The organism is Streptomyces sp. MMBL 11-1 (assembly GCF_028622875.1).
Taxonomy (GTDB): Bacteria; Actinomycetota; Actinomycetes; order Streptomycetales; family Streptomycetaceae; genus Streptomyces.
In genome coordinates this window covers 4,220,323-4,237,261 of sequence record NZ_CP117709.1, presented here as the reverse complement: position 1 = coordinate 4,237,261, position 16,939 = coordinate 4,220,323, and the positions used below count along the sequence as shown (strand labels likewise).

Sequence of the window (16,939 nt, the reverse complement as noted above, 5' to 3'; positions counted from 1 at the left end):
GCCGGGGAGCAACGCCCCCGCAACGGGTCCCCGGGGGGGCAACGCCCCCGGGGCCACCCCTACCGCACGGCCTCCACCGCCCGCACCAACGCCGACACCCCCCGCACCGCCTTCTCCCGAGGGCACCCCACGTTCAGCCGGACGAACCCGGGCGCCCCGTAGACGGAGCCGCCCATGATCGCCACCTTCTCCCGCTCCACCAGCTCCCGCTGCAACGCCTCGTCGTCCACCCCCAGCGGCCGCAGGTCGATCCAGGCCAGGTACCCGGCCTGCGGCGGCTCCCACCCCAGCTCGGGGAAGGCGGCCCCCAGCCGCTCCGCGACGTGATCCAGGTTCCCCGCCACGTACGCCCGTACCGCGTCCAGCCACGCCGCCCCCTCCCGGTACGCCGCGATGTGCGCGGTCAACGACAGGACGGCCGGCGACGCCAGGCCCTCCCCCGTCTCCATCCGGCGCACGAACTCCGCCCGGTCGGCCGGGTCGCCGATCAGCCCGTACGAACCGGTCAGCGCCGGAAAGTTGAACGCCTTCGAACCGGAGGAGACGAGCGCCCAGCGCCCGGCGCCCGCCACCCGCGTCCACGGCACATGGACGCGCCCCACTCCGCCGTCGTGCACGAAGTCCGCGTGGATCTCGTCGCTGATCACCGCGACCCCGTGCCGCTCGGCCAGCGCGGCCGTCCGGGCCAGCTCGTCGGCCGTCCACACCCGGCCCGTCGGGTTGTGCGGCGAGCACAGCACCAGCACCTTCGCGTCCGCCCGCGACAGCTCGCGCTCCAGCGCCTCCTCGTCCCCCACCGGCACCCCCCGCAGCTCGCGCCCGAGCCCGGTGACCGCCTTGCGGAAGCCGTCGTACGTGGGGGTGTGGACGACGACGCCGTCCCCCTCCCCCGTCCACATCCGGAGCAGCTGGGAGAGCTGGTTGAGCACGGACGGCCCGTAGACCAGCTGCCCGGTGTCGATCGTGGTGCCGTACCGGGTGGCGTACCAGTGGGCTATCGCCGAGCGGAAGTCGTCCTGCTGCCAGGTGGTGTAGCCGAACACCCCGTGCTCCAGGCGGGCCCGGAGCGCGGCCAGGACCTCGGGGGCCGTGGCGAAGTCCATGTCGGAGATGGTGAACGGCAGCAGCCCGTCGGCCCCGAACCGGTCAGCGACCCCGTCCCACTGGACGCACCAGGTGCCCCGGCGGTCGACGACGGCGTCGAAATCGTAAGTCGCACCCACAACGGGGCCTCTTCTCTCTCTCCCGGTACGGCAACGGGCCCGGCCCCCTGAAGGAGGACCGGGCCCGACACCGTACGTCCGTGCGGACGGGTGGTTACTTCAGCTTCGTACCCGTGGAGCGCAGGTGGCCGCAGGCCTCGGTGACGCGCTTGGCCATGCCCGCCTCGGCGGCCTTGCCCCAGGTGCGGGGGTCGTAGGTCTTCTTGTTGCCGACCTCGCCGTCGACCTTCAGGACACCGTCGTAGTTGCGGAACATGTGGTCCACGACCGGGCGGGTGAAGGCGTACTGGGTGTCGGTGTCGAGGTTCATCTTCACGACGCCGTTCTCCAGCGCGGTGGCGATCTCCTCGGCGGTGGAGCCCGAGCCGCCGTGGAAGACGAAGTCGAACGGCTGGCTGCCGGCCGGCTTGCCGTACTTCTCGGAGACGCCCGCCTGGAGGTCCTTCAGCAGCTCGGGGCGGAGCACGACGTTGCCCGGCTTGTAGACGCCGTGGACGTTGCCGAAGGAGGCGGCCAGCAGGTAGCGGCCCTTCTCGCCCAGACCGAGCGCCTCGGCGGTGCGCAGCGCGTCGTCGACGGTCGTGTACAGCTCGTCGTTGATCTCGTGCGTGACGCCGTCCTCCTCACCGCCGGTCGGGGTGATCTCGACCTCAAGGATGATCTTGGCGGCGGCGGCCTTGGCCAGCAGCTCCTGGCCGATGGCCAGGTTGTCGGCGAGGGTCTCGGCCGAACCGTCCCACATGTGGGACTGGAACAGCGGGTTCAGACCCTTGGCGACGCGCTCCGCGGAGACGTCGAGCAGCGGACGTACGTAACCGTCCAGCTTGTCCTTGGGGCAGTGGTCGGTGTGCAGCGCGATGGTGACGTCGTACTTCGCGGCGACGATGTGCGCGAACTCGGCCAGGGCGACCGCACCCGTGACCATGTCCTTGTTGTGCTGGCCGCCCAGGAACTCCGCACCGCCGGTGGAGATCTGGATGATGCCGTCGCTCTCGGCCTCCGCGAAGCCGCGCAGGGCGGCGTGCAGGGTCTGGGACGAGGTGACGTTGATGGCCGGGTAGGCGAACTTGCCCGCCTTTGCCCGGTCGAGCATCTCGGCGTACGCCTCGGGGGTTGCGATGGGCATCTGACCGCTCCTTGGGATGTGCGGGTGTGCAGGCTGTGAGTCCCTGACCTGGGGGCGACGTCATCGTCGCCCCCATCTTCCCAGACTCCTCATCCGGCTCCACCCGGCGGACCCTGTTTCACGTGAAACAGGGTCCGCCCCGGGCTCAGCCCAGGTCGAGGTCGGCCACCGAGTAGACGTGCACGTAGGGCAGACCGGCCTCGGCGATGGCCGGGGCGGCACCGCGCTCGACGATCACGGCGACGGCGACGACCTCGCCGCCCGCCTCGCGCACCGCCTCGACGGCGGTCAGCGGCGAACCACCCGTCGTCGAGGTGTCCTCGACGACCAGGCAGCGGCGGCCCTTCACGTCGGTGCCCTCGATACGGCGCTGCATCCCGTGCGCCTTCTGCGCCTTGCGGACGACGAACGCGTCCAGGCTCGCACCGCGGGCGGCGGAGGCGTGCAGCATCGAGGTGGCGACCGGGTCGGCGCCCAGGGTCAGCCCGCCGACGCAGTCGTAGTCCAGCTCGGCGGTGGCGTCGAGCATGACCTGACCGACCAGCGGCGCGGCCTTGCCGTCCAGCGTGATCCGGCGCAGGTCGATGTACCAGTCGGCTTCCAGACCCGAGGAGAGGGTCACCTTGCCGTGCACCACGGCCTTGTCCTTGATCTGCTGGAGCAGGTCAGCGCGTACGTCAGTCATGTCCACGAGGGTAAGCGGTACGGGCCGGGCCTACGGCCGGGGACCGGCGCCGGGCCGCGCCCAGCTCCAGGTCGTCGTGATCTCCAGCGGGTCGATCGGGGTCACCAGCCGGGGCGCGGTGTTCAGCCCGTTCGGCGGCCCGGACTGCGGCTCGACGCAGACGGCCTCGTCCTGCTCGTCGTAGACGACCACCCATTCGCTGCGGCTCTTCACCGTCAGCTCCAGCCGCTCCGGCCAGGTGAGCTTCACGTCCACGCCGTCGGGCATGCCGAAGCAGTCGTCCCACGGACCGGGCAGGGGGTCGATGCGTCGGCCGGTGGGCAGATGGTCCGCGCCGCGCTCCTCCTGCCAGGCGGCGTCGAAGGACAGCTCGACGTCCACGCCGTCGAGGGTGCGGTGGAACCAGGGGTGCCAGCCGGCCTGGGCCGGGAAGGAGTCGCGTGACGTCTCGACGGCGAGGCCCAGCGTCAGCGCGTCCCCGGTCAGCTCGAAGGTCTGCGTCACCCGGCCCCGGTACGGCCAGGGCTCGGCGAGGTCGTAGTAGAACGCGGCCCGCCCCTCCTCCAGCTCGGCGGCCGTGAACGCCGGCTGCCAGGAGGTGTCGCGGCCGGTGCCGTGGATGGCGTGCGGCGGGGAGTTCAGCGGCAGCCGGTGGAGCTCGTCGCCGTTGCGGAACTCGCCGTTCCCGGTGCGCCCGCACCAGGGCACCATCGGGAAGCAGCCGTACCGCTCGCCCTGGCGGAGCACTTCGGCGCCCCCGATCCGCAGGCTGCTGATCCGGCAGCCGTGCACGGGGTCGACGGTCAACTCGGCGTCGCCGACGGTCAGTCTGACGTTCTCTTCGCTCCTGCTCACCCGACGACCCTACTGGCCCGCGCCCGCCTCCGGCGCGCGGTGCCTCTCGTGCCCGCCGCCTCCGACGCCCGTCACCTCCGGCGTCGCAACGCCCGGCTCAGCACCACGGCGGACGCGAGCGCGAGGGCGGCGGCGGGGGCGACCCACCGCAGGGCGGTGCTCGCACCGCCCGCCTCCGGGGAGGGCACGGGGGCGTAGCGGCCCCGTGGGGGCGCGTGGTCGACCTCCTCGGCGCTGCGCCCGATCATGGTGCGGCGGGCGTGCGCGGCCTCGGCGGGCGGTTCGTCCGGAACGGTGAACTCCACGCCGGCGACCGGGTCGAGCGAGGGCGGCGGCACGGGCGCGTCGAACACGGCCCCGGGCTCCTCCGCATCGGCGTCGCCGACCACAGCACCGACGCCTTCGCCCCGGGCACCCTCGCCCCCGGCACCTCCGCCCCGGGCACCCTCGCCCCCGGCGTCATCGCTCCCGGCGTCATCGGCCGTGTCCTCGTCGCCCTCAAGCCCCTCGGCGACCACCGTGCCGTCCGCGTCGTCGCCGCCGCTCTCCACGCCCGCGTCCACGCCCGCGTCCTCGCCCGCGCCTTCGTCCCGTACCGCCAGCGACTCCGTCACCAGCTGCTGGGTGAAGCGGTCCAGGAGCCGGTGGGCGGCCGCGAGCGCCGCGCCCTCCTCCAGCTCGGCCAGCCGCCCGTCCCCGCTCGCCGTGCCGCTGTAGGCGAGCGCCGTCCCGCCGTCCGCCTCCGTGAGGCCGATGGTCAGGGCCAGCTCGACCGCACCGGCGCCCCGGGCCTCCACGCCCTGCCCGGTCACCGAGAAGCGCTGCCCTTCCGGACCGCCGGGGCCCTCCGGGCCGGTGAGCCGCAGCTCGCCCCGGTAGGTGATGGTGTGACCGCCGGCCCGCAGCTTCAGCCGGCCCACCAGGGGCGACGCCGACGCGTCGGCGTCCTGCTGGAGGCCGGGGACGCAGCGGGCGACCCGGGCGGGGTCGCCCAGCGCGCGCAGCAGGGTCGGGACGGGAACCGGAACGAACACCTCATGCTCCATGGAAACCGAGCCTAATCGGCCCCGGCCCGGACGTCAGCGCTTCCGCCCGCCGAAAGCCGGTCCGCTCGCCGGGACGGCCACCGGGGCGGCCGTCGGGCCGGCCGCCTGGTCGGCCACCGACCGCACCCCGCCCGGCACCCCGGACGGGCTCACACCTCTTCCCAGTACCGGGGGTGGATCAGCGTCGACGGAATCAGCCCCGGCAGCCGGGCGTCGTCCGCCGCGCGCGCCCCCTCGCGCAGCTCCCCGCCGCCCAGCGACCGCGGTACGGGCCCTCCGTCGGCCAGCGCGGGCTGCGGCGCGGCGCCCGGTCCGGCGAGGAGGAAGCCCCAGTCCTCCCGCTCCAGGTCCTCGCCGCCGCCCCGGTCCGGGCTCGCGGCGAGGCCCGCGTACCGGCCGGTGACGCGGTACGGGCAGGTCGCGAGTCCGCCGGCGCGCACCGAGGCCTCCACCGTCCAGAAGGTCCGCGGCCGGGTCCCCAGCGGCCCGGCGTGCACCACGAGCCGCCCGTCCGGGGCCAGGGCCTCCGCGACCAGCCCGTAGAACTCCGCGGAGTACAGCTTCGTACTGGCGGTGATGCCCGGGTCCGGAAGGTCGGAGATCACCACGTCGTAGCGCCCCCGGTCGGACCGGAGCCAGGGGAACGCGTCCGCCCCGACCACCGTGACGCGGGGGTCACGGAAGGCGTGGCCGTTCAGCTCGGAGAGGGCGGGGTCCGTGCGGGCCAGTCGGGTGACCGCCGGGTCCAGCTCGACGACGGTGACCGAGCGGACGTCCCGGTAGCGCAGCACCTCGCGGGCGGCGAGCCCGTCGCCGCCGCCCAGGACGAGCACGCGGGCGCGGGGCCCGTTCATCGCGGGGTGCACCAGCGCCTCGTGGTAGCGGTACTCGTCGCGGGCGCTGACCCGCAGCCTGCCGTCCAGATAGAGGTCGAGGGAAGCGCGGTCGGCGCCGGTCAGGACGACCTCCTGCACCCCGCTCTGCACGGCGACCCGCACCTGGTCCCCGTAGACCGCCCGCCGCGCCGCCCGCTCGAAGTCGTCGACCAGCACCGTGGCGGTGGCCAGGACCGCGATCACCAGGACGTTGACCAGGACGAGGAGCCACCGGGAGCGGGAGCTGAGGTCGCGCCGGAACACCCACAGGACCAGGGCGCCGCCCGCCGCCGCGTTGACCGCGCCGGTGAACAGCGCACCGGTCAACTGCCCCAGCACCGGCAGCAGCAGGAACGGGAACGCGAGCCCGCCGACCAGCGCGCCCACGTAGTCGGCGGCGAAGAGGTCGGCGACGGCCCCGCCGGCGTCCTGCCGGTCGACGCGCTGGATCAGCGTCATCAGCAGCGGGATCTCCGCGCCGATCAGCACCCCGATCGCCAGCGAGAACCCCACCAGGGCGTACTGCGAGTCGCCGAGCCAGGCGAACGAGGCGTAGAGCACCAGCGCGGAGGAGCCGCCGATCAGCGCGAGGGCCGCCTCGACCATCCCGAAACCGACGGCGGCATGGCAGCGCAAACGTTTCGCGAGAAGGGAGCCGATGCCCATCGCGAACACCATCACGGAGAGCACGACGGAGGCCTGGGTGACCGAATCACCGATCAGGTAGGAGGCGAGCGCGACCAGTTCGAGCTCGTAGACGAGGCCGCAGGCGGCGCAGACGAAGACCGCGGCCAGCACGAGGAACCGACCGGTCCTCGGCCGTACGGGAAGCCGCGCCGCGCCCCCTCGCGGCGATATCTGCTGGTCGATCATGATGCGAACGCTACGTCACCGCATCGTCGCGGCCTGTCACCCACACGGGTGCAAGTGCCGCCGCCGGTCAGGCCGCGGGCGCGGGAATGCGCACCCCCACCCTGGTCCGGGTCACCACCAACTGCCCTTCCTGCGGGTACGCGTGCCAGGTGCGCCACCGCACCTGGCCCTCGGTGCGCTGGGCGAGCATCGCGGTGAAGGCGTACGGGCTGCCGGGAAAAGTGCCCGCCAGACCGTGCGGGTGGTCGCTCACCAGGGCGAGCAACTCCTGTGCCCGCCCGGCGAACTGTCCCTGCGTCAGGGTCTCGACACGTGCCGCGAATTCGTACTCCCAGTCCCCGAGCCGCTTCGCGACGCCGAGGGGCAGGGGGGTGCTGCTGCCGGGCATACAGGCCACGGTCTCGGAGCAGACGCCGCGGTCCTCCTGGAGGAGGACCTGATGAGAGGCGCCGAGCAGCCTCAACTGGAGTTCGGCGCCGCCGAGCTGGAGATCGAGGACCGCCAGGGCAGGCAGCGGCTCCCGTCCCAGCATCCAGGCCAGGTCGGCGGCGCGGGTGTCGGAGTAGGCCGTCTGGAGGGTGGTGAGCATGGGTGGGCTCCGCAAACACACATGGACACATGGACAGCAGGACGCCCCGGGTTGCCGCACGTGGGAGGTGGGGAGCGCCCGATCTGGTCCGACTGGGGTCCGAGGGCTGATTGTTCTCTTCAACGAGGGAATCACGAAGTACGACCACTCACAGCGTTTTCGCCCAACTTGCCGTGGTTTCCATCCCCCCGGGGGCCCACCGGTTCACTTGTTCAACCAAAAACGTCCGCGTCGCTCAACAAAAGAGCGTCCGTAGGGAGTTCACCCTCCGGACGCCCGAAGTCATGTCACGTTCGGTGACTGCGCGCCGGTGGCTGCCGGGTCAGCTGCCGCCCCCGCCGCAACCGCCCCCGCCGCCGCCCCCGCACGACGAACCCCCGCCGCAGGAGTGCCCGCCGCCACTGCCGGAGTCGGTGCCGGAGTCGGTGCCACCCGCCCACCAGCCGCCACCGGAGCCCCCGCCATCGGCGGAGGCCCCGCTCGCGGAGCGCCGGCGCCCGGCGCGCGGCGCGGCCGGCCCACGCCCGCCGGTGACCCGCAGACCGGCCAGCAGCGCTCCGATGACGACCACCGAAACCAGCACAGCGATGAAGACGTTCATGTTCCCCACTCGCCTTTCTTTCCCCCGAAGCGAGGTCCCCCACCGCTTCCCCGTTGTTGTGACAGGGGGATTCCCAGGTCCTCCGCGCGCCAAAGCGGACTTGAGCAACTCCAGAGCTTCGGCCCAGGATGGCGCCCATGACACAGGGACGAGCGACCCAGGGAACCCCGGCGGACGGGCGGCCACTGCTCAACCGCCGCCTCGCCGCGTTCGGCACGACGATCTTCGCGGAGATGTCCGCGCTGGCCGTGCGGACCGGCTCCATCAACCTCGGCCAGGGCTTCCCCGACACCGAAGGACCCGAGGAGATCCGGGAGGCGGCGGTCCGGGCGCTGCGCACCGGGCACGGCAACCAGTACCCGCCGGGCCCCGGCGTCCCGGAGCTGCGCACCGCCGTCGCCGCCCACCAGGAACGCTTCTACGGCCTGACCTGGTCCCCGGAGACGGAGGTCCTGGTGACGACCGGGGCCACCGAGGCGATCGCCGCCTCCCTGCTCGCCCTGCTCGAACCGGGCGACGAGGTCATCGCCTTCGAGCCGTACTACGACTCGTACGCCGCCTGCATCGCCATGGCGGGCGCGCAGCGCGTCCCCCTCACCCTGCGCGCCCCGGACTTCCGGCCGGACCTCGACGAGCTGCGCACCCTCATCACCCCGCGCACCCGCCTCCTGCTCCTGAACACCCCGCACAACCCGACCGGCGCGGTGCTCACCCCCGACGAGCTGGCCGGGATCGCGGCCCTCGCGGTGGAGCACGACCTGCTGGTCGTCACGGACGAGGTGTACGAACACCTGGTCTTCGCGGGGGCGCACCACCCGATCGCCGCGCTCCCCGGGATGCGCGGGCGCACGGTGTCAATCTCCTCGTCGGGCAAGACGTTCTCGTACACCGGGTGGAAGATCGGCTGGGTCACCGGGGACGCGCCGCTGGTGGCCGCCGTGCGCGCGGCGAAGCAGTATCTGACCTTCGTGAGCGGGGGGCCGTTCCAGTACGCGATCGCCGAGGCGCTCGCCCTGCCCGACGCCTTCTTCACCGCGTTCCGGGAGGACATGCGCCGCAAGCGGGACCTGCTGGCGAAGGGACTGCGCGCCGCGGGCTTCCGCGTGTACGAACCGGAGGGGACGTACTTCATCACCACCGACATCTCCCCGTTCGGCGACGAGGACGCGGGCGCCTTCTGCCGCGCGCTCCCGGAGCGCTGCGGGGTGGCCGCCGTGCCGAACTCGGTCTTCTACGACGACCCGGAGGCGGGCCGCAGCCAGGTCCGCTTCACCTTCTGCAAGAAGGACGAGGTCCTGGAGGAGGCGGTGGAGCGGCTGGCACGGCTGGGCTGAGTACGCGGACGGCCCGGGCGGCGGTCGTGGTGACCGCCGCCCGGGCCGCTGCCGTGGACCGTGGGGTCAGGCGCCCGCGGGCGCCTCGCCCTCCGTCCCGCCCTCGGCGGGCTGGATGCCGAGGCGCTCGACGAGCCACTTGTCGAACTCGATCGAGGCGCGGACCCAGCTCACCGTCGAGGAGACGAAGTGCTCCAGGCTGACGCCGGTGCCGATGAGCATCTGCGCCTCACCGATCAGCCGGACGGAACCCGCCTCGCCCTCCTCGCCCTCGTGGGCGTGGGTGTAGACCTTGGGCCACAGCGTGCGGCGGTTCCAGTCGTCGATGGCGTCCAGCAGGACCGGACGCTGGTCGAGCGCGTGGGGGCGGTCGTAGAACGTACGGACCGAGAAGACCTGCTGCTCGTCCTCGCCCCGGAACATGAAGTACGTCCGGAACTCTTCCCACGGCGCCGCGAGGTCGCCCTCGTCGTCGACGACGTACTTCAGCTCCATCTGGTCCAGGAGCTGCTTGACGAGGTCCTGGTCAGGGACGACGGGGCCCTCCGGTCCTGCCGCCTGCGGTTCGGGCTGGCCCCCGAAATTAGGAATCGAGGACGGATCGATGCTCACCGTTATTTCCCTTCGTGACGAGTACGGCCATCCTCTCCCATGGCGGGCGGGGCATGGCAAGCCCGGACGGCCCCGATCCGCCACAAGCTGACAGACAGCGCGGGGGACGGGAGCCGCCGGGCACCGGCCCGGACGGCGTCGCGGACGTGCGACGACAGACCGCGACGCCTCATGACCGGTGGTTACGAGGCGGGCCCGACGGTCAGCCCGTCCTCGGCCCGCTCCACCCGTACGGTGTCACCGTCGCGGACCTCGCCGGACAGGATCTCCTTGGCCAGCCGGTCGCCGATCGCGCTCTGGATCAGCCGGCGCAGCGGCCGTGCCCCGTACGCCGGGTCGTTGCCCTCCTCGGCGAGCCAGGCCAGCGCCTCGGGGGAGACCTCCAGGGTGAGCCGCCGGTCGGCCAGCCGGGCCGCCAGCCGGTCGATCTGGAGCCCGGCGATGTGCGCGAGCTCGTCGCCGGACAGGGCGGAGAAGACCACCAGGTCGTCGAGCCGGTTGATGAACTCCGGCTTGAAGGAGGCCCGCACCACCTCCAGCACCTGCTGCTTCTTGACCTCGGGCTTGACCAGGGGGTCCATCAGGAACTGGGAGCCGAGGTTGGAGGTGAGGACGAGGATGGTGTTGCGGAAGTCGACCGTGCGGCCCTGGCCGTCGGTGAGCCGGCCGTCGTCGAGGACCTGGAGCAGGACGTCGAAGACCTCGGGGTGGGCCTTCTCGACCTCGTCCAGCAGTACGACGCTGTACGGGCGGCGGCGGACGGCCTCGGTGAGCTGGCCGCCCTCCTCGTAGCCGACGTAGCCGGGCGGGGCCCCGACGAGACGGGCGACGCTGTGCTTCTCGCCGTACTCGCTCATGTCGATGCGGATCATGGCCCGCTCGTCGTCGAACAGGAAGTCCGCGAGCGCCTTGGCCAGCTCGGTCTTGCCGACGCCGGTGGGCCCGAGGAAGAGGAACGACCCGGTGGGCCGGTCGGGGTCCGCGATGCCGGCCCTCGTGCGGCGTACGGCGTCGGAGACGGCCTGCACGGCCTCGCTCTGCCCGATCAGCCGCTTGCCCAGCTCGGACTCCATCCGCAGCAGCTTCTGGGTCTCGCCCTCCAGCAGCCGTCCGGCCGGGATGCCGGTCCAGGCGCCGACCACGTCCGCGATGTCGTCCGGGCCGACCTCCTCCTTGACCATGGTGTCCTTGGAGGCCTCCTGCTCCGCCTCCGCGGCCTCCTCCAACTCCCGCTCCAGGCCCGGGATCTCCCCGTACAGCAGCTTGGAGGCGGCGTCGAAGTCGCCGTCACGCTGGGCGCGTTCGGCCTGACCGCGCAGCTCGTCGAGGCGCTCCTTCAGCTCACCGACCCGGTTGAGGCCCTGCTTCTCCTTCTCCCAGCGGGCGTTGAGGCCGCGCAGCTCCTCCTCCTTGTCGGCGAGGTCGCGGCGCAGCTTCTCCAGACGCTCCTTGGAGGCGGGGTCGGACTCGTTCTTGAGCGCCAGCTCCTCCATGCGCAACCGGTCGACGGAGCGCTGGAGTTCGTCGATCTCCAAGGGCGAGGAGTCGATCTCCATACGGAGCCGGGAGGCAGCCTCGTCGACCAGGTCGATGGCCTTGTCGGGGAGGAAACGGGAGGTGATGTAGCGGTCGGAGAGGGTGGACGCGGCCACCAGCGCCGAGTCCGCGATCTGGACCTTGTGGTGGGCCTCGTAACGGCCCTTGAGCCCGCGCAGGATCGCGATGGTGTCCTCCACGGAGGGCTCGGCGACCAGCACCTGCTGGAAGCGCCGCTCCAGGGCGGGGTCCTTCTCGATGCGCTCGCGGTACTCGTCGAGCGTCGTCGCGCCGACCATGCGCAGCTCGCCGCGGGCCAGCATCGGCTTGAGCATGTTGCCCGCGTCCATGGCGGAGTCGCCGCCGGCGCCCGCGCCGACGACGGTGTGCAGTTCGTCGATGAACGTGATGATCCGGCCGTCGCTCTCCTTGATCTCGGAGAGGACGGTCTTCAGGCGCTCCTCGAACTCGCCGCGGTACTTCGCGCCGGCGACCATCGCGCCGAGGTCCAGCGAGACGAGCCGCTTGTTCTTCAGGCTCTCGGGCACGTCGCCCTTGACGATGCGCTGGGCGAGCCCTTCGACGACGGCGGTCTTGCCGACGCCGGGCTCACCGATCAGGACGGGGTTGTTCTTCGTCCGGCGCGACAGCACCTGCACGACGCGGCGGATCTCCTGGTCGCGGCCGATGACCGGGTCCAGCTTGCCCTCGCGCGCGGCGGCCGTGAAGTCGGTGCCGAACTTCTCCAGGGCCTTGTACTGGCCCTCCGGGTCGGGTGTGGTCACCCGGCGCCCTCCCCTGCTCGTCTCGAATGCGGCCAGCAGCTTCCTGGCACTGGCGCCCTGCCCGTCGAGGATCTCACCGGCCCGGCCGCCCTTGGCCGCGATGCCGATCAGCAGGTGTTCGGTGGAGATGTAGTCGTCACCCAGCTCCTTGGCCCGCTGGGCGGCGTCCTGGATGACGGCGAGCAGCTCGCGGTCGGGCCCCGGCGGGGCGACGGTGGAACCGGTGACGCTGGGCAGGCCCCCGAGCAGCCGCTCGGTCCCGCTCCGCACCGCCGCCTGGTCGGCCTCGACAGCGGCGAGCAGGTCGATGACGTTCTCGTTGTCCTGGCCCTCCAGCAGCGCGAGGAGCAGGTGCCCCGGCGTGAGATCGGCGTGCCCGTCCTTCACGGCCCTGGTGGTGGCCGCGTTGATGGCGTCCCGGCTCTTGTTGGTCAGCTCGGCGTCCACGTGTGGTTACTCCTCCTCGCAGCTGGTGACTGAAGCGTTGACCTCAACAACGTACACAAAGTTGAGTCTATTCCACTCAAGGCCGGGCGCGCATCCGCTGCGGGCGCAGGCGCCGGGTTTCCCCGTTACGCAGACGCGCCGCGGGCGCTCCGGAGCCGCCCTCGTACGCTGCCCCCATGGCAGACGTACACGACCCCGCTCCCGCATACGTCGCGTTCTGGCGCGAGAGCCACCTGTCCACCCTGACGACGCCCCGCCCGGACGGCACGCCGCACGTGGTGCCGGTGTGCGTGACGTACGACCCGGAGGCCAAGGTGGCGCGCGTGATCACCGACGGGGGCAGCCGCAAGGTCGCCAACATCCGGGCCGCGGGTCCCGGCGGGGCGCGCGTGGCCGTCTGCCAGATCGACAGGGCCCGCTGGGCGACCCTGGAGGGCGTCGCGGTCATCCGCACGGAGCCGGAGGCCGTCGCGGACGCGGAGGCCCGCCACGAGGCGCGCTACGGACGCCCCCCGCGGATCAACCCCACCCGGGTCGTCATCGAGATCACCCTCGACCGGGCGCTCGGCAAGGCCTGACGCGCCCCCGGACGCCACCCCGTGCCGGAGAAGAGCACAGCGCCCGTACGGGAACAGCACAACGGCGCCACCGTGTTCAGGTCACGGTGACGCCGCTGTGTGGGGGAAGCGCCGGAGCGATAGGTGACGACGGGGGAATCGCTCAGGCACTGCGGGGGGTGGCGGAAAGGGGTTCTGCGTCGAACAGCTCGTGGTCCCGCTGATCGAGATTGACGAAGATCATGCCGTACCTGACGGCACAGCGGACCGGCTGCGGCGCACCGCGCGGCCGGCGGAGACAGCGATAGGCGCGGACGTCCTCGTCCTCTTCCATCACCACGACGATCGGCTCTCCGAACAGGGTGACCATCAACGAGTCGCCACGGCGGGGGAGGGCCGTGAGCAGATCGATGAAATGCCACCCTGAGCGATAGGCGGTTGCCATCTCGCGCCGGAAGGTGCGGTCGTCCGGCGGGGTGGTCATGCGACCGTACGGGCCGGAGCGACCCAGCCGATGTCACCCGGGGCGGCGGCGGGCGCGAACCAGCCGATGTCACCCGGGGTTGCGGCAGGTGCGGCCCAGCCGATGTCACCCGGAGCCGCGGCGTGCGCGTTCCAGCCGATGTCACCGGGTGCTGCAGCCTGAACAGCCTTCTGCTCGCCGCTGCCGCCCATGACGCCGACGCCCGTCAGCCCGAGTCCAAGGGCCGCGACGAACGAGGCGGCAAGCGCCGAGCGAAGCATTCGCTTGTACATAGTCGGCTTCGTCCTCACTTGTGGATTCTTCTCCCCCGCACCTAAGACGATGTCCCACCTGGGCACGCGAACACCACCGGGTCGATGCATCATGTTCCTGAATGTTCAGGAACCTGGGGGGTGGAGAAATGACCACAAGCCACACAAATGCGACACATCCTCACGGGATCACCGAACTGTGCGAAGCGGGGGGACGTCTTTACGCCACCGCACTCCGGTCCGGCCGCATCGCCCGATGCGAGCTGGAACCCGCTCCGTGCCTGATGGAATTCGCCCTGCTCCATCCCGATCCGGACGACCCGGGCTGGCTCCGGCCGGTGCCGCCGTCGGCGGCGCTGGCCCAGCACCTGCATCCCATAGAACGCGAGATACAGGAACGCCGACGGCATTCGGTGGAACTGACCGAGTGCTTCGAGCCTTTCATGGACATCAGCGCCCAGGGCCCGCCCACGACGCACGCCATCACCGTGCTGGAGGGCGTCAACCGGATCAACGCGGCCCTCGACCTCGCGACCACGGAGTGCCGGGCCGAGGTGCTCACCGTCCAGCCGGGCGGCGGCCGGAACGAGGACCAGCTCAGCAAGTCGCTGGAGCGCGGGCTGTCGGTCGTCCACCGCGGGGTACGCATCCGCACCCTCTACCAGCACACGGTGCGCCACAGCCCCAGCACCCTGGCCTACGCCGAGCGCATAGCCAACGACAACGTGGAGATCCGGACGCTCGAAGAACTCATCGAGCGCCTGATCGTCTTCGACCGCACGGTCGCTTTCATTCCCGCGCAGGACGACCGCCAGGTCGCCCTCGAACTGCGCCACCCCGGCCTCGTCGAATACCTCGTGAAGGTCTTCGAACAACTCTGGACCCGTGCCGCGCCTCTCCTCGAAGAGGTCAAGTACGACCCCATGCCCCAGGGAATCAGTGGCGTTCAGCGTTCCATCGCCCAACTCCTCGTCGAGGGGCACGTCGACGATTCCATCGCCCGCCGGCTCGGCATGAACGTCCGGACCTGCCGTGCGCACGTGGCCAAACTCTCCGCCGCTCTGGGCAGCAGCAGCCGCGCCCAGCTCGGCTATCTGATCGCACGTTCGGGAATCCTGGAATCGGGCCCCGAACACGCGATCCCCCCGGGCGCCGGGACGTGACGACGTCCACGGCAACGGCCCGGGGGGAGGGGGAGGGGAAGAGGAAGGGGGAGGCACAGCCAGGGGTACGTCCGGACGTACGGGTACGTGTACGGGTACGGGTACAGCTACAGGTACGGGTGCCGGGTTCTCAGATGTCTCAGACGCCTCAGATGCCTCAGATGACTCAGATGTCGCGCCGGACGAAGAGACGGCCGCCCGCGAGGGACGCGGCCACCGCCCACCCCACGATCAGCAGCAGGCCGTACGGGGCTGCCAGGGCTTCCGGGAAGGCCGACGTGTCACCGAGCAGGGCGTACTGCGCTCCCTCGGGAAGGAACCGGCCCACCTCCGGGAGCTGACCGAGGACCAGCACCTGGCCGAGGGTGCCCCACACGACCAGGCCGAGAACCGCGCCGAGGCGGCTGCGCACGACGAACCCGATCGCCGCGCCCCACGGGCCGGCCAGGGTACAGATCGTCAGGACGGCGGCGGCGGTCGTCCAGGTGGCCCCGTCCACGGCGAGCTCGGCGTCCCTGGCCGCGAGGGCGGTGAAGCCGACGGCGAAGGAGCTCACGACCGCCGCGATGCCGAAGAGCAGGCCGGACAGGGCCGCGGTCAGCAGCTTGGCGGCGACGACCGAGGAACGTCCGGGCGCGTACAGGACCGTGCGGCCGATCGAACCGGAGCTGAACTCGTTGGTCACGTGCAGGGCGCCGAAGAGCCCGCCGAAGAGGGCGGCGGACGCGCCGAGGCCGACGATGTTCCCGGTGAGCCCGGCCCCGGCGGACGCGGGGTCGGACTCCGCGTACACGAGGCCGAACTGCCCCAGCGCGCAGAAGGCCAGGGCGACCAGGAGCAGCACGGGGAGCGCCACGCCCGAGCGGAGCTTGAGCAGTTCCGCGGAGAGCTGGTTGCGCAGGATCTCAGGCATGGGTGACCTCCGTACGGGACGCGGCGGACGCACCCTCGACGAGTGCGAAGTAGGCGTCCTCCAGGCGTCCCCCGCCGCGTCGCACCAGCTCCTGGAGGGAACCCGTGAACAGCACCGAGCGACGCAGCACGACCACGTCATCGACGCTCTGCTCGACCTCGGAGAGCAGATGACTGGCGATCAGCACGGTCCGCCCATCGGCGGCGGAGCGCTCGACGAGGCGGCGCATCCAGCGGATCCCGTCGGGATCGAGACCGTTCAACGGCTCGTCCAGGATGAGCAGTCCGGGATCGGGAAGCAGGGCGACGGCGAGCGCGAGCCGCTGTCGCATGCCGGTGGAGCACGCCTTCACCCGCTTGCGCTCCGCACCGTCGAGACCGACCTGGTCGATCACCTCGGCGATGCGCGAGGACGGCAGCCCCAGGGAACGGGCCGAGATCTCCAGCTGACGGCGGACCGTCACGCGCGGGTGGAAGCCGATCGCGTCCATGACCACGCCGACCCGCCGCGCCTGCTCCGGAACGGACAGCGGCTCCCCGCCCAGGACCTGCGCGGTCCCCGCGTCGGGGCGGGCCAGCCCGAGCAGGATCCGCAGCAGCGTGCTCTTGCCCGCGCCGTTGGGGCCGAGCAGACCGGTGACCTTGCCCGGCCGCAGCGCGAAGCTGACGTCGTCGAGTGCCTTCTGGCCGCCGAACGTCTTCGTCACGTTGGAGAAGACGACGCTGCCGCCTGCCCGGGGCGGATGTTCTGGTCGCACGTGTTCTGTCCTGTCCTGCTGTTCGGTCATGGGGGTTCCGTCGTCGTGGGGAGAGGGAAGGGGGCTCCTGCGGATGACGCGGCCACGGAGCGCCGCGGCCACGAGCGCGGCGGCCACGAGCGCGACCGCCACGGGCCGGACGGCCACGGGCTCGGCTCCCACGGAGCGCACGGCCACGCGCCGCACGGCCGCGGGCGCGGCTGTCCGTCGCCACGGCCGCAGGCCGC

At 71.9% G+C, this 16,939-nt stretch carries 17 protein-coding genes; 3 read left to right on the top strand and 14 right to left on the bottom strand.

Annotated elements, in window-relative coordinates; translation table 11 throughout:
- Positions 1-59 precede the first annotated feature (59 nt).
- The 8 genes from PSQ21_RS18650 to PSQ21_RS18615 form a co-directional block, all read right to left on the bottom strand.
- Entirely contained in the window at positions 60-1,223 is a 1,164-nt protein-coding gene (locus PSQ21_RS18650; RefSeq protein WP_274031694.1) for a MalY/PatB family protein, read from the bottom strand.
- Between the two features lie 94 nt (positions 1,224-1,317).
- The gene (fbaA, locus tag PSQ21_RS18645) at positions 1,318-2,349 is read right to left on the bottom strand and encodes a class II fructose-bisphosphate aldolase (RefSeq protein ID WP_274031692.1); all 1,032 of its coding nucleotides are present in this window, start codon (positions 2,347-2,349) and stop codon (positions 1,318-1,320) included.
- Positions 2,350-2,494: 145 nt separating this feature from the next.
- Positions 2,495-3,034, bottom strand: a complete 540-nt coding sequence (gene pyrE / locus PSQ21_RS18640) for an orotate phosphoribosyltransferase (RefSeq protein ID WP_274031691.1) — start codon at positions 3,032-3,034, stop codon at positions 2,495-2,497.
- Between the two features lie 30 nt (positions 3,035-3,064).
- Positions 3,065-3,889 (bottom strand): aldose epimerase family protein, encoded by an 825-nt coding sequence (locus tag PSQ21_RS18635; protein ID WP_274031690.1) that lies wholly within the window; start codon positions 3,887-3,889, stop codon positions 3,065-3,067.
- 71 nt (positions 3,890-3,960) lie between these two features.
- A complete protein-coding gene (locus PSQ21_RS18630) occupies positions 3,961-4,935 on the bottom strand; it encodes an SRPBCC domain-containing protein (RefSeq protein ID WP_274031689.1) in 975 nt (324 codons plus the stop codon).
- Between the two features lie 149 nt (positions 4,936-5,084).
- Complete coding sequence (locus tag PSQ21_RS18625; protein ID WP_274031688.1) at positions 5,085-6,683, bottom strand: polyamine aminopropyltransferase; 1,599 nt, start codon at positions 6,681-6,683, stop codon at positions 5,085-5,087.
- Positions 6,684-6,750: 67 nt separating this feature from the next.
- Complete coding sequence (locus PSQ21_RS18620) at positions 6,751-7,272, bottom strand: DUF2617 family protein (RefSeq protein WP_215111745.1); 522 nt, start codon at positions 7,270-7,272, stop codon at positions 6,751-6,753.
- A gap of 322 nt (positions 7,273-7,594) precedes the next feature.
- Positions 7,595-7,873, bottom strand: a complete 279-nt coding sequence (locus PSQ21_RS18615; protein WP_274031687.1) for a hypothetical protein — start codon at positions 7,871-7,873, stop codon at positions 7,595-7,597.
- A gap of 137 nt (positions 7,874-8,010) precedes the next feature.
- Here PSQ21_RS18615 and PSQ21_RS18610 point away from each other — a divergent pair, with 137 nt between their 5' ends.
- Complete coding sequence (locus tag PSQ21_RS18610) at positions 8,011-9,207, top strand: pyridoxal phosphate-dependent aminotransferase (RefSeq protein ID WP_274031685.1); 1,197 nt, start codon at positions 8,011-8,013, stop codon at positions 9,205-9,207.
- Positions 9,208-9,273: 66 nt separating this feature from the next.
- Here PSQ21_RS18610 and PSQ21_RS18605 read toward each other — a convergent pair whose 3' ends face one another.
- Together PSQ21_RS18605 and clpB are read right to left on the bottom strand one after the other, a co-directional pair.
- Complete coding sequence (locus PSQ21_RS18605) at positions 9,274-9,819, bottom strand: YbjN domain-containing protein (RefSeq protein ID WP_274031684.1); 546 nt, start codon at positions 9,817-9,819, stop codon at positions 9,274-9,276.
- A gap of 182 nt (positions 9,820-10,001) precedes the next feature.
- On the bottom strand, positions 10,002-12,587 hold the full coding sequence (gene clpB, locus PSQ21_RS18600; protein WP_274031683.1) for an ATP-dependent chaperone ClpB: 2,586 nt from the start codon (positions 12,585-12,587) through the stop codon (positions 10,002-10,004).
- Positions 12,588-12,763: 176 nt separating this feature from the next.
- Here clpB and PSQ21_RS18595 point away from each other — a divergent pair, with 176 nt between their 5' ends.
- Entirely contained in the window at positions 12,764-13,165 is a 402-nt protein-coding gene (locus PSQ21_RS18595; RefSeq protein ID WP_274031682.1) for a TIGR03618 family F420-dependent PPOX class oxidoreductase, read from the top strand.
- Between the two features lie 142 nt (positions 13,166-13,307).
- Here PSQ21_RS18595 and PSQ21_RS18590 read toward each other — a convergent pair whose 3' ends face one another.
- Together PSQ21_RS18590 and PSQ21_RS18585 are read right to left on the bottom strand one after the other, a co-directional pair.
- A complete protein-coding gene (locus PSQ21_RS18590; protein ID WP_030588701.1) occupies positions 13,308-13,628 on the bottom strand; it encodes a hypothetical protein in 321 nt (106 codons plus the stop codon).
- Entirely contained in the window at positions 13,625-13,900 is a 276-nt protein-coding gene (locus tag PSQ21_RS18585) for a 5'-nucleotidase (protein ID WP_274031680.1), read from the bottom strand. The genes PSQ21_RS18590 and PSQ21_RS18585 overlap by 4 nt, the downstream gene beginning before the upstream one ends.
- Positions 13,901-14,001: 101 nt before the next feature.
- Here PSQ21_RS18585 and PSQ21_RS18580 point away from each other — a divergent pair, with 101 nt between their 5' ends.
- Positions 14,002-15,042: a helix-turn-helix transcriptional regulator gene (locus PSQ21_RS18580; RefSeq protein ID WP_274031679.1), complete on the top strand. Its 1,041-nt coding sequence runs from the start codon at positions 14,002-14,004 to the stop codon at positions 15,040-15,042.
- A 166-nt stretch (positions 15,043-15,208) separates the two neighbouring features.
- On the opposite strand, the gene PSQ21_RS18575 is transcribed toward PSQ21_RS18580, so the two are convergent.
- Both PSQ21_RS18575 and PSQ21_RS18570 read right to left on the bottom strand, forming a co-directional pair.
- Positions 15,209-15,955: an ABC transporter permease gene (locus PSQ21_RS18575; protein WP_274031678.1), complete on the bottom strand. Its 747-nt coding sequence runs from the start codon at positions 15,953-15,955 to the stop codon at positions 15,209-15,211.
- Complete coding sequence (locus PSQ21_RS18570) at positions 15,948-16,859, bottom strand: ABC transporter ATP-binding protein (protein WP_274031677.1); 912 nt, start codon at positions 16,857-16,859, stop codon at positions 15,948-15,950. Before PSQ21_RS18570 ends, PSQ21_RS18575 begins: the two co-directional genes overlap by 8 nt.
- Positions 16,860-16,939 lie beyond the last annotated feature (80 nt).

What these genes read in the sequence shown, in the direction of transcription:
- fbaA (WP_274031692.1), bottom strand. Translation starts at nt 2,349, where the DNA reads ATGCCCATCGCAACCCCCGAGGCGTACGCCGAGATGCTCGACCGGGCA.
- pyrE (WP_274031691.1), bottom strand. Translation starts at nt 3,034, where the DNA reads ATGACTGACGTACGCGCTGACCTGCTCCAGCAGATCAAGGACAAGGCC.
- PSQ21_RS18630 (WP_274031689.1), bottom strand. Translation starts at nt 4,935, where the DNA reads ATGGAGCATGAGGTGTTCGTTCCGGTTCCCGTCCCGACCCTGCTGCGC.
- PSQ21_RS18625 (WP_274031688.1), bottom strand. Translation starts at nt 6,683, where the DNA reads ATGATCGACCAGCAGATATCGCCGCGAGGGGGCGCGGCGCGGCTTCCC.
- PSQ21_RS18620 (WP_215111745.1), bottom strand. Translation starts at nt 7,272, where the DNA reads ATGCTCACCACCCTCCAGACGGCCTACTCCGACACCCGCGCCGCCGAC.
- PSQ21_RS18615 (WP_274031687.1), bottom strand. Translation starts at nt 7,873, where the DNA reads ATGAACGTCTTCATCGCTGTGCTGGTTTCGGTGGTCGTCATCGGAGCG.
- PSQ21_RS18610 (WP_274031685.1), top strand. Translation starts at nt 8,011, where the DNA reads ATGACACAGGGACGAGCGACCCAGGGAACCCCGGCGGACGGGCGGCCA.
- PSQ21_RS18595 (WP_274031682.1), top strand. Translation starts at nt 12,764, where the DNA reads ATGGCAGACGTACACGACCCCGCTCCCGCATACGTCGCGTTCTGGCGC.
- PSQ21_RS18590 (WP_030588701.1), bottom strand. Translation starts at nt 13,628, where the DNA reads ATGACCACCCCGCCGGACGACCGCACCTTCCGGCGCGAGATGGCAACC.
- PSQ21_RS18585 (WP_274031680.1), bottom strand. Translation starts at nt 13,900, where the DNA reads ATGTACAAGCGAATGCTTCGCTCGGCGCTTGCCGCCTCGTTCGTCGCG.
- PSQ21_RS18580 (WP_274031679.1), top strand. Translation starts at nt 14,002, where the DNA reads ATGTTCAGGAACCTGGGGGGTGGAGAAATGACCACAAGCCACACAAAT.
- PSQ21_RS18575 (WP_274031678.1), bottom strand. Translation starts at nt 15,955, where the DNA reads ATGCCTGAGATCCTGCGCAACCAGCTCTCCGCGGAACTGCTCAAGCTC.